Raw genomic sequence first — 11,708 nt, 5'->3', positions numbered from 1 at the left:
TTATCCGGGTAATTCACTTAATGTCCAGTAGAGCCGGATCGTGCGCATGACTTCCACGAACTGCCGGTAATCCACGGGTTTTATCATGTAACCGGCAACGCCGTTGTCGAAACTCTGGACCTTGTCGAGCTCCCCGCGGGACGTGGTGAGGACGATCACCGGTATCCGTTTTAATTCCTCGTCATTTTTCATGAGAGCCAGGAACTCATGCCCGTTCATCTTGGGCATGTTGAGGTCAAGAAGGATGATGGCCGGCTTGACATTTGCCGGGTTTTTCAGGAACGCAAGTGCCTCTTCCCCGTTCTCGACATGCGTTAAGGGGTTGGTTACCTGGAGCTCCTTGAGCGCTCTTTTTACCGACATCATGTCAACGACATCGTCTTCAATTAGCAGTATGGTACTCTCGCTGTTCATGGTGATCCCTCATCCGATATCCCGGATATCGGCACGGTAAAGTAAAAAATGCTTCCTTTTCCTACTTCAGACTCGACCCAGATTTTGCCGCCGTTCATCTCAACGATCTTTTTCACAATCGAGAGGCCGATGCCGGTGCTCTCGATATGATCCCGGGGCTGGAGGGTCTGGAAGATTTGGAAGATCTTCTCATAATGCCGGGAGTCGATCCCGGGGCCGTTATCTGCAACCGAGAATTTCCAGAACGATCCATCGGGCTTGCAGCCGACATGGATCTCTCCAGCGGGCTTGTCCATGTACTTGGCCGCGTTTCCTATCAGGTTTGCAAAGACCTGGCGGATCCGGGTCTTTTCATACGCAATGACCGGAAGCTGTGGATCTATGGTCACCGCAATATGGGGTGGCAGGGAAAGGCTGTCAATGATATCAGGAATCACGGCATCCAGTCTGACCGGCTCTTTTTCTTCCCGCACCCGTCCAACCCGGGAATATTCCAGGATCCCTTCGATCAGGTTCTGCATCCGCTGGACCCGGTTGACGAGGAGATCCAGCTGGGTCTTGCCATCGTCATCGAATTTGTCCTTGTAGTCGGAGTACAGCCACTGAGAGAGCGACCCGATGGCCCGGAGGGGTGCCTTGAGATCATGCGAAACAATGTAGGCGAAATCCTTGAGCTCCGAGTTGGCAGTCTCCAGATCCTTGATGAGCTGGGCATTCTGTTCCTCCATCTTCTTCCGCTCGCTGATATCAACGAACGACTCGATGAGCATTTTCTTTTTGCCAAGCGTGATCCGGTTGACGCTTTTTATGATCGGGATCTTCCGTCCATTGATATCGAGAAGGATACGCTCCTCATTGTCCACCGTCTCTTCGAGATCCGTTACCGGGCAGTTGCCGGTCTCGGCCGGACAAACGAACGCGTGACAGGTTTTTCCTGCCACATCCTCTTTCTTTGCACCGATCAGGGACAGCGCCTTGGGGTTGGCATCCGTGATGATATGGGTCTCTGCATCAATGATAAGAACCCCGGCCTGGATGGACTGCATGATCGTGTTGAGGTACTCCTCGTTCTCCCTCAGCGCCCGGTATGCCTCCTTCTGCATGGATGCAGTAAAGGCGGCAACCGATACGGCTACAACAAATATTGCGAGCAGGACGAGAATGTACATGTTCTTTAACATCGTCATGCGCGAGGAGAGTATCCCGGCATCGAGATCAACGCCGACTACCCCGACAACCTCGCCGCGCTGGTTATAGACCGGGGCAAAGGAGGAGAGGACCGTGCCCCATTCGTCAGTGGTGAAACCCGCTCCTGTAACCGGAGCATAAAACCCTTTCATCAGGGCCGGTGTGACATTGGTATATGTCTCACCGATGCGGGCTCCCTGAACTGACGAGGTCCGGCTGCCGTAATCGGCATCAACGGCAAAAACAATTGTACCGTTGATCCGTTTCATCGTGTAGATATGCCGGATATTCGGATTGGCACTTCGGAGCTGGTTGAGATCGGTCTGGAGGGATTTGTATGCGGTCGTGTTCTCATCGCCGGGACCGATGCTTTCGAGCATATTGCCGTCGATCATCCCGGCCGCTATTTTAACGGAAGAGAGGCCTTCGTTCTCGTCAGCCTGCACGAGGATATTCTGGGTCTGCAGGATAACTGCGATGAAGATAAACACAGACACCGCCAGGATGAGGAGAAAAAAGGCGAGGCCGATATTCTTCCGGAACAGTTCAGAAATCTTTCCCATGAGTATGTATCAACACCTGACACCGGTTATTAGTTGATCAATGTTCTGAAGTGATGCTATAAATCCGTTGTTTTTTATAATCGCCAGCATGACGGTGAGAAAAATCCGGTTTCCGGCTGGAAACCATACGGTTCAATTCCCAAACACATTTGTACTTTTCCGTCGAATTCCTCTCCGGATTACTATGGACTACGAGATTATTGGCAATAACCTCCAGATGGCCGAGATCGATTTACCCGCAGGTGTCGGGATATACGCTGAAGCCGGTTCGATGGTCAACATGAGCGGTACGATGACCATGGAGAGCCAGCTCAAGGGGGGCCTCATATCGGGTATCAAGCGGGCGGTTGCCGGGGAGGGCGTGTTTCTCACCCGGTTTCTCTCTCCGGACACGCGGGGCTTTGTCTCGTTTGCCGGCACCATCCCCGGCAAGATTTTTGCGGTTGTTATTGCACCGCAAAAAGAGTTCATTGCCCAGAAAGACTCGTTTCTCTGCTGCGATGACGGGGTTGAGCTGGACCTTGCGTTCACGGCCAACATCCCGGCCGGCCTCTTTGGCGGGAGCGGGTTCATATTCCAGAAGATGAGCGGGAACGGCACGGTTCTCCTCCACTGCTGCGGGGATATTGTCGAGAAGGTTCTCGCACCGGGCGAAGTGGTGAAAGTCCAGACCGGTCTGGTTGTCGGTTTTGAGGACACGGTCAGCTACGACATCTCGCTGTCCGGGGGAGTGACAACCGCACTCTTTGGCGGAGAAGGCCTCTTTGTCACCACCCTCACGGGCCCGGGAAAAGTGGTACTCCAGTCCATGAACCTTGCAAAGATTGCAACGGCTCTTATCCCTTACCTGCCAAAGCCCGAGATAAAAGTCAAACCGGTATAGGTTCCTGACGTGATTTCAGGAATTCCAGCCCAGTTTTTCCAGGAGATACGGGGTTTCATCCTGCGCCTTGAAGCCGGGGCCCCGGGGCTGGACAACGAGCGTGATGGCGTTTTTTAAGGGGATATTCTTCCCCTTCATCTTGCAGAGCACATAATCGCCGTTGAACCGGCCGAGGGCCCGGGCAAACGCGTCAAGGATCTTTTTCCGGTCCTTGAGATCGGTTTTCCGGAGTTTCATGAGGTGCTCGAAGATCGAGACATCGATTAAGGTGCTCGCCATCCACCCGATCTCGCAGGTATAGCCGAAGATCCAGGCAATGTGGGAGTTCTTCGTAGTCGAGATAAAATCGTCAATATTGTTGCCAACACTGCACGAGCCAATCAGGACTCCCTCGATATTGGAATAGTTGGCTGCATTCTTCACTGCCTTGAACATGGCCGGAAGTTTCATGCCGGTCTTGGCCTTGAGTCCCCCGATCCTCTTCCCGGTGCCGTGGGCTGCAACGTAGAGGAAGAGCCGGCCTTCGCTTGTGTTGGTCAGGTCGTCCTCAAGCGCACGCCGGAACCCGGTCTTCTCGTAAAAGTTTGCATAATAGATATTGAAATCGCCCCGGTAGTTTTCCAGGCCTTCGAGAAAGTGGAGCACTGACGGTCGTTTGGGCTTCTGCTCGGGAGTCCACCAGAGCCCTTCGATTACAAGGAGTGCGGTGCTTGATATAGGGATCACATCCGGTTCGTATGAACAAGGAGAGAACATGGCAGTGCTTAAACCTTTGCGACTTGCCCGGCCGGGCAAAGGTTTAATTCCCAAAAAAAAGACTCTCTGTATCAGCCCCGGCCAGGCCGGGGGTCCGGCACCGGCCGCTGGAATATGATGCAGGATAATGACCATGCTCGACCATGAACAACGGGAATCCGGATCGCAGGAAAGCACCGCGGGTTCCGGCCACTGCGATGTACTGCAGTCCGCGGTGCCGGCGGCTCTTACCCTTGAACAGATCATCGACCTGACCGGGGAGCTTGAGCATCTTAATGAGCTTGTCCTTGTTCACCTGGAAAAGAATGGCGGGTTCAAAGGCCAGCAGTCGTATTTTACGATAGTAACCCCGGTCCTGGATACTCTTGAGATCGTGATTCGCAGGAAGTACCTGCCCGGCATGAGCCGGGATGAAATAAAACTCGTTATTCAGGACTGGATTGACGCTGAGATCGCGGGACTCCGGTAAGCACTGCGACTGAAATCTCTGTATGCCGCGTTGGTTTGCCGGGCATAACAACCGGATCTTTTTTTTGTGCTTACGAACCGGTTGCAGGGGGATTAAGCGGATGCTCATCCGGATGCTTTCTTCCCGTGGGATGTGAGGCGGTCACACGCCTGTTGTTTGCAATGCAGAGAATCTGGATCAATAACCTCATTAGGGATTACATGATTTTTCGAATATCCCTGCCGCGCCAAAGGGGTGTTCCCAATGCGGACCGGGAAGCTGAAACTGAACTTGTAACCTGTAACCTGTAACCATTCTGGACATTAGGGGCGCAAAGCAGACCCGGGCCAGGAAACCGGTTTGGAGAAAATATAACACGGATCAACCGGATAATCCACTCTCTGGATAAAAGGATCTCAAAAAAGAATGAGTGGTTAGTGGTTCTTCCGGCAGGATATCAGTACCATCGCACCGGCAAGAGCTGCGAGACCAAGAACTGCAGGCAGACCGGATTTGGTGGCTGCGGGTGTGGGAGGGGAGGTGGCATTTGCAAGAGGAGTTGCCGATACCTGGGCACCCGCCGGGGATTTGATGGTGAACGTAGTGGTCTTCTTGTCGAGATATTTCCCGTTCTCGGCATATACTTTCGAAAGGACGGTATAGGTGCCGGCAGGCAGCTTCGAGATATCGGGAGTTATGCTAAACTCATAGGTCTTTTCCGGGAGGATCGTCTCCTTTAACGGTTCTGTGGATTTGGAAATGAGGAAGTTCCCGTTCGATCCGGATATATTCACCACATTCACGACATTACTCTGGTGAATATTGCCGGTATTCTTGTAGCCGGTCAGGATGGTAACCAGCTGGCCGAGAGTGACGTTCTCTGCCGCAAGACTGGTGATGCTGCCTTCAACGTTCGGGTTGCTCCCGAGAATGGTCAAAAATACTGGGATGTTGGTGTCCGAAGCGGTGACATTCTTTCCCGGGAGGGTGTGGATGACAACCATCGCGTACCTGCCGCCGTTCCCCACGTCCTGCGGAAGCTTGAATGTCAGGAGAATCTGCTTTTTTGTTCCTTTGTCCACGTGGATGGTATTTCCATCAGCGGACGTGAATTTCCGGGCGGAATACGTATACGTGTCCTTGATCGGATCCACCGGAATCAACTTCAGATCCTCTGTCTGGCCGATCCCGACAACATCGACAAGAAGATCCACGGGCTCATCGGTCCAGGAATTGCCGGCAAGGACGGCATAGCTGATGGTACCCCCGGCAGGAATATTCCCGTTGTACTCGGATATGGAATACTCCACAGCGGATACCGGAAGGGTAAGCCCGAATACCACAAGGAAGACCAGTGCAGCAACCGGGATCATCCCCCGCAAGGATTTTGCAAAATGATTCGTCATACTACAACTCACTGGAAAGAGTTTGAGTACTTGGCATAAATGGTTGTTGTGGTTTGTTATGGATCCCCGGTCTGTGAGCGGTGATGACAATAGTATGACCCGGCTCTTAAGGTCAGGCAACCGCGGGGAGACACGGCAACCGGATAAAATCAGAAGAGACCGGTAAACCAGGACCACATGTTCTGGATACCGGTTGAGATAACCACACCCGGGTCTATCCCGAGCACCGGGAAGACAAAGATGAAGTACAGGATAGTCCCGAGCAGGCTGCCAAGGTTGGCGAGGGCTGCCACGAGCACGACTTTGAAGAGCGGCACCTTAGCCATTTCGCCAATGGTCTCGCATTCATAGATCCTCCGGAAATCCGTGATCGGCGGTTTTCTTACCCGGGCTTCAACATACGCGGCAATCCACCCGGCATGGAGCATCGGGTTTAAGGACGTCATCCACGCAACGCAGAAACAGGTAATGGCCGAATAGGGATGCCCCCCGGCAAGCAGGGTGAAGAGGCCGGCAAGGACCCCGTGGATTACCACCCAGAAGAGGAACGCATAGAGCAGGACATTCCAGCCAACTCCCGAGAACGCAATCGCAGCAAGCAGGAAGGCAAACAGTGCGGTGACGGCAAAGCCGAAGATCTTGCCCCACGGGAACGATTTTGGCTGTTTTGTCAGGGAATCGAACGGGGGGAGCCCTGATGGATTATCCAGGTAGTTCTTGATTCCCTGGCGGTGGCCGGCGCCAACAACGGCAAGGATCTTTCCCTCGGGGCGCTGCGCCTTTAAAATAATCAGCTGATGGGCGATGAACGCATCCCGCTCATCAATGAGGGCCCGGGCTCCGTTCGGGGAGAACTTGCGGAACTCCTCCATCACCATATCGATAACGTTCTGTTCCTTGAGCGACTCGATGTCGATCTCCTGGCCATTGTCAACTTCGGCAATGGAGATGATGAGCGCCCAGATCATCTTGATCTTCTCGATTATGCCCATCGAGTGCCAGAAGCGCATCAGCGTGATACGGATATCGCGGTCAACAAGGGCAATCGGGATATTGTTCTTCTCCGCCTCCTCGATCGCCGCTTTCATCTCCGCGCCCGGGTCAACGCCGACATCGATCCCGATCTTTCGCTGGAGGTACGCAAGGAGCCACTGGACGAGCAGGGAGTTGAAATTTTTTACTTCCAGGACATCGTCCACGGTCGGGTCCCGGGCCTGCCGCTTTAAGGCCTGGAAGCGGGAAGGATCGAGTTCTACGGCCACAACGTCCGGTTTATACTCTGCAATCGCAGTCCGCACTTCATCAACGCTCTGCTGCGAGACATGCGCTGTCCCGAGAATGTTTACCTCAGCCATAGATCACCGTGTATCCTCAACTGTACGCTCTGCACCAAGATAAGCGATGAGGTATTACAGGGATTGCCGGTCATCCTCGCTGTCATCATTTTCATCGCGGGAGATATCGCTGCTGAAGGCTTTTACCACGCCCATGGATATGATGATGATCGGCACAATCTCGAGCCTTCCAAACCACATCAGGGCAATAAAGATCCATTTTATGGTTATTGGGCTCGCCGCGCTGATGAACCCGGTGGTAAGCCCGACATTGCTGAGCGCGGAAACTATCTCAAAGACCACCTCTTCCAGCCGGAACGAGGTGATATACAGGTGAAGCGTTACAAGGGTTGCAATAAAGATCGTGAGCACGTAGATAACGATAACGAGCAGGTTGTTGGAGATCGCAAGATCGGTGATCTTTTTCGAGACGGTCTTTCCGCCAAACCGGAAGGGAACGAGAACCCGGCTGCTGACAAAAAAACGGCGGAACCACCATTTGACCCCTTCATAGACGAGCATGACCCGGTTGACCTTGACACCTCCGGCTGCGCTTCCCATTGCACCGCCGATGAACATCAGCAGCGTGACGACCGCAAGCGGAATCACTACCCAGTAATGGGGATTTGAATTCTGGAGCCCGCAGGTACACAGGCCGGATACTGCCATAAATACCCCCTGCCGGAATGCAGAGGTTATGGTTATGTTGCCAAAAATAAACAGGTCGAGGGACGTGATGATGGAGCCGGCAAGGGCAATGAGAAGAAATGCCCGCACGGTCCGGTCCCGGAACATATCCCAGATCTTGCCGCAGTAGAGGCAGAAGAAGACCTTGAAGGGAATGGCCCCGGCGATCATGACCGGGATGAGAAGCGCTTCAAGGTACGGGTTGTTGTAATAGGAGACACCCCCGGTATGGATCGTGAACCCGCCGGTGGCGATCGCCACCATCACAAGATTCAGCGCGTCCCAGAGCGGGATGCCCACGAGCATGATGAGGCCGGTGAAGAAAAATGTCAGGACAAGGTAGATCATCCACATCCTGCGGCTCGATGAAGCCGATGCGGACACCAGCTCTTCTTCCCGGCCCTCGGCCCGGTACAGGCGGAAGAGCGAGACGCGGGTCTTGCGCCGGAGGGAGATGCCAAACGCGATGATCCCGATGCCACCGATCCATTGCATGAACGATCGCCAGAACAGGAGGGTGTTGGGAGTTGTGTCGACCGAGGCAAGCATGGTAAAACCGGTGCCGGTCCAGCCGGACATGGCTTCGAAGACCGCATCGGTATAGGACATGTGCAGGCCAAAGACGAACGGGAGCGCCCCGATAAATGCGATGGCAAGCCACGACAGGGCAACGGCGCTCAGCGTTACCGAGAACGAGGGCTCCAGGTCTTCGTGGGGGATATTGGAGATGATTCCGCCGAGGACAAGAAAAATGACCGGGGCTGTTGCAAGCGGGAGGACGAGATCCCATTCCTGGAAGATAACCAGCACAACGAACGGCACGAGCGACACGAGGCCCAGGAACTCGAAGATGAGTCCCATGTCATGCGCGATCATGGCAATATGTTCGAAGCGCTTCATCGGATAACCAAGGAGATTGGGAGGGATAAATTGTTATGGCTATCGTTTTCCGGGTTCCGGGGGGCAAAGTCGCAGGATTAATTAAGACACACTACCTCCCACTAGGTAGTGCGCTATGACCCCAGTCCGCCCGGAGTATTACCCGTTCATCCTCCTGGTCCTGCTCAGCCTTGGGGCAATAATCATCTTCTGGTCGGTCATGGATATGGTCCTGCTCGGGGCATCCCTTGCAATTGTCCTCTTTTCCATATATAAACGGATAGCCGCCCGCATCCAACCGGTCTTTGCAGCTGCTGCCCTCACCCTTCTGGTTCTTGCCGGCACCTGCGCAGCGATTCTTGTCACGCTCGCCATCTTCTCTGCAAACGCCAGCAGCCTTTCGGAAATGTTCGGAACTATCGGGGTATGGCTCAACAACCCTGCAACAAATCCCATGGCCTACGGGGTTCCCATCAACAAGGGAAACCTTGCCATCCTGCTCGATGAGGCGTTTGCCCTCTTCATCGATTACAAGGCAACGCTCGTCACATACCTGCCGACCATCCTTTTCAAGATGTTCGTCTTCTTCTTCACGCTCTTTGTCCTCTTCATCCGCGGCGAGGAGATCCGGGAACGGCTCTTCAGCCATGTGCCCGAGCCCGTCCAGAAATACGTGGATCGCTTATCGGGGGTTACCACCGATACCCTGTACACGATCTATGTGGTCCAGATTGCAATTGCGCTTCTGACATTCTTTATCGCCATTCCCGTGTTCTGGCTGCTCGGTTATGGCAATATCCTCTTTTATTCATTTTTTGCCGCCTTCTGCGAGTTGATCCCCATTCTCGGATCTTCGGTGGCATTCATCATTATCGGGGCCTATGCCCTTGCACTGGGAGATACCCGGGGCGTTTTGATCCTCTTTTTCCTGGGATACCTTGTCGTATCGCTGGTGCCGGAGGTCTATATCCGCCCGGCACTCGTGGGCAGGCGGGTGAAGATCAATTTCCTCATCATGTTCATCGGGATCGTTGGCGGCCTTATGACCATGGGACTGGCCGGCTTTGTGCTCGGTCCGCTGATAATCGTCCTCATCATAACCAGCTATCGTATCTATACGGAAGAGAAAAAAGAGAGAGACGCCGGGTCTGATATATAAGATCTCCAGATCCCCCCTGTACTGGCAGTGAAAGAGAAAGGATTATACCTTATTTCTGACGACAGGTAATGAACGAATGAAAAATTATTTTGCCATGCCCGGAATCGTCAAGTCGATGGGTCTCGTATTCGGCGATATCGGGACCAGCCCGATTTACACCTTCACCGCCATCTTCCTCCTGATTCCCCCCACGCCCCAGAACGTAATGGGGATTCTCTCGCTCATCATCTGGACGCTCACGATCCTGGTCTCGATTGAATATACCTATCTTGCCATGCACCTTGGTAAGAAAGGTGAAGGCGGCACGATCGTGCTCAAGGAGATCCTGCTCCCGCTTCTCAAATCCGGCAACCGGGTGGCGTTCGTATCCCTGCTTGCCATTATCGGTATCTCCCTGTTTATTGGCGATGGCGTCATCACTCCTGCCATCAGTATTCTTTCAGCGGTAGAAGGTATCCTCCTTGTACCGGGCCTTGAGAATACACCCCAGATGATCCTGATGCTGATTGCAGCGATCATTGCAATCAGTCTTTTTGCATTCCAGAAGAGAGGCTCGGAACGCGTTGCGTGGGCATTTGGCCCGGTCATGGTGATCTGGTTCTCTGCCCTTGCTATTGGGGGAGTCATTGCCCTGTGCGCTGCACCCCAGGTACTGCTAGCCCTCAATCCCATGGTCGGGATAAATTATCTCCTGAGTCACGGGCTGGAAGGGTTTCTGATCCTCTCATCCGTCATTCTCTGTGCAACCGGTGGCGAGGCCCTGTATGCAGATATGGGACATCTCGGCCGGGAGCCGATTATCCGGGCGTGGTACCTGGTATTCGGGGCCCTTGCAATCAATTATCTGGGACAGGGTGCCTTCCTGATGACCCATCCTGATGCCCACAATATTCTCTTCGAGATGATCTATTCCCAGTTTGCATTCCTGTATATTCCGTTCCTGGTTCTCAGCATCGCCGCATCGATCATAGCTTCGCAGGCCATGATTTCCGGGATCTTCTCGATCGTGTACCAGGGACTTACCACCCGTATCATGCCGCTGTTGCGGGTTGAATATACATCTCCCCACCTGCGATCCCAGATCTACATTGATGTTGTCAACTGGCTCCTCCTCTTTGCAGTCCTGATGGTCATTGCGATCTTCCATACCTCCAATAACCTTACTCATGCATACGGACTTGCAGTCAGCGGTACCATGGCAATCACGGCAGTCATGATCCTGTGGATCTATGTCCTCCGGGGCAAGATTGTCAAGACCGTGATCGCATCCGGTGTCCTCATTGTGGCGATGGCGTTCCTCATCGCCAACTTCCACAAGATACCCTCCGGGGGATACTGGTCGCTTTTGATAGCCCTCATCCCATTTGCCATCATCATGATATACGTCAGCGGCCAGAAGAAACTCGCCGCCGCACTGACGCCGATACCCCTTGAGGAGTTCATCCCGGAATTCAACAAAGTGTACCGTTCGGTCAACCGTATCTCGGGAACCGCGCTCTTCTTTGCCCGCGACTTCAGGAAACTTCCCAAGTACGTTTCAAGGATTATGTTCACCAACAATATCGTCTATGACGATAATATCGTGATTTCGATCGTCAGGACCGAGCAACCGTTTGGCGTGACGTGGGGTGTCACCCGGGAGATCACCCCGGGCCTTTCGATCTTTGAGATCTATCTCGGGTATATGGAGATTGTCGATATCGGCTCAATCTTAAAAGAAGCAGAGATTGATGAGAAAACGATCTTTTACGGCATGGAGGATATCATCACCACCCACGCTATATGGCGGGTCTTTGCCGCAATCAAACGCCTGTCTCCATCGGTGGTCCAGTTCTACAAACTTCCCTCCGATAAGATCCACGGGGTCGTATCCCGGGTGGATATGTAGCGTAAGCACCCGGTCTTCTTTTTTTTAAGAATGGATCCGGCGATATGCTCTTATCGCTGCCGGACAAATATACCGGGCAGAAAAACGAAGCGTTCCGGAACAA

Annotated in this window: 10 protein-coding genes; 4 read left to right on the top strand and 6 right to left on the bottom strand. The window is 53.4% G+C overall.

The genetic code is table 11. From position 1 onward, the window contains the following. Together WC598_RS04210 and WC598_RS04205 are read right to left on the bottom strand one after the other, a co-directional pair. Positions 1-414, bottom strand: coding sequence for a response regulator (locus WC598_RS04210; RefSeq protein WP_372960218.1), 414 nt, complete (start codon positions 412-414; stop codon positions 1-3). Further along, positions 411-2,165 carry an ATP-binding protein gene (locus WC598_RS04205; RefSeq protein WP_372960217.1) on the bottom strand — a complete coding sequence of 585 codons (1,755 nt, stop codon included), beginning with the start codon at positions 2,163-2,165 and terminating at the stop codon, positions 411-413. Before WC598_RS04205 ends, WC598_RS04210 begins: the two co-directional genes overlap by 4 nt. A 184-nt stretch (positions 2,166-2,349) precedes the next feature. On the opposite strand from WC598_RS04205, the gene WC598_RS04200 reads away from it, so the two are divergent. Further along, positions 2,350-3,048 carry a TIGR00266 family protein gene (locus WC598_RS04200; protein WP_372960216.1) on the top strand — a complete coding sequence of 233 codons (699 nt, stop codon included), beginning with the start codon at positions 2,350-2,352 and terminating at the stop codon, positions 3,046-3,048. A 15-nt stretch (positions 3,049-3,063) separates the two neighbouring features. Here WC598_RS04200 and WC598_RS04195 read toward each other — a convergent pair whose 3' ends face one another. Further along, positions 3,064-3,774 carry a hypothetical protein gene (locus tag WC598_RS04195; RefSeq protein ID WP_372960215.1) on the bottom strand — a complete coding sequence of 237 codons (711 nt, stop codon included), beginning with the start codon at positions 3,772-3,774 and terminating at the stop codon, positions 3,064-3,066. Positions 3,775-3,937: 163 nt separating this feature from the next. On the opposite strand from WC598_RS04195, the gene WC598_RS04190 reads away from it, so the two are divergent. Further along, complete coding sequence (locus WC598_RS04190) at positions 3,938-4,273, top strand: hypothetical protein (protein ID WP_372960214.1); 336 nt, start codon at positions 3,938-3,940, stop codon at positions 4,271-4,273. 413 nt (positions 4,274-4,686) lie between these two features. Here WC598_RS04190 and WC598_RS04185 read toward each other — a convergent pair whose 3' ends face one another. From WC598_RS04185 to WC598_RS04175, 3 genes are all read right to left on the bottom strand, one after another. Then, the gene (locus tag WC598_RS04185; protein WP_372960213.1) at positions 4,687-5,658 is read right to left on the bottom strand and encodes a hypothetical protein; all 972 of its coding nucleotides are present in this window, start codon (positions 5,656-5,658) and stop codon (positions 4,687-4,689) included. 149 nt (positions 5,659-5,807) lie between these two features. After that, positions 5,808-7,013: a TraB/GumN family protein gene (locus tag WC598_RS04180; RefSeq protein ID WP_372960212.1), complete on the bottom strand. Its 1,206-nt coding sequence runs from the start codon at positions 7,011-7,013 to the stop codon at positions 5,808-5,810. Between the two features lie 54 nt (positions 7,014-7,067). Continuing rightward, on the bottom strand, positions 7,068-8,579 hold the full coding sequence (locus WC598_RS04175; RefSeq protein ID WP_372960211.1) for a TrkH family potassium uptake protein: 1,512 nt from the start codon (positions 8,577-8,579) through the stop codon (positions 7,068-7,070). 115 nt (positions 8,580-8,694) lie between these two features. Between WC598_RS04175 and WC598_RS04170 the strand changes: the two genes are divergently transcribed. Then, the gene (locus tag WC598_RS04170; RefSeq protein ID WP_372960210.1) at positions 8,695-9,717 is read left to right on the top strand and encodes an AI-2E family transporter; all 1,023 of its coding nucleotides are present in this window, start codon (positions 8,695-8,697) and stop codon (positions 9,715-9,717) included. A 76-nt stretch (positions 9,718-9,793) separates the two neighbouring features. Beyond that, the gene (locus tag WC598_RS04165; protein ID WP_372960209.1) at positions 9,794-11,605 is read left to right on the top strand and encodes a KUP/HAK/KT family potassium transporter; all 1,812 of its coding nucleotides are present in this window, start codon (positions 9,794-9,796) and stop codon (positions 11,603-11,605) included. Positions 11,606-11,708: the final 103 nt, after the last annotated feature.

It is taken from the genome of Methanoregula sp. (genome assembly GCF_041645475.1).
GTDB lineage: Archaea > Halobacteriota > Methanomicrobia > Methanomicrobiales > Methanospirillaceae > Methanoregula.
This window is presented reverse-complemented; position numbering and strand designations above follow the sequence as displayed.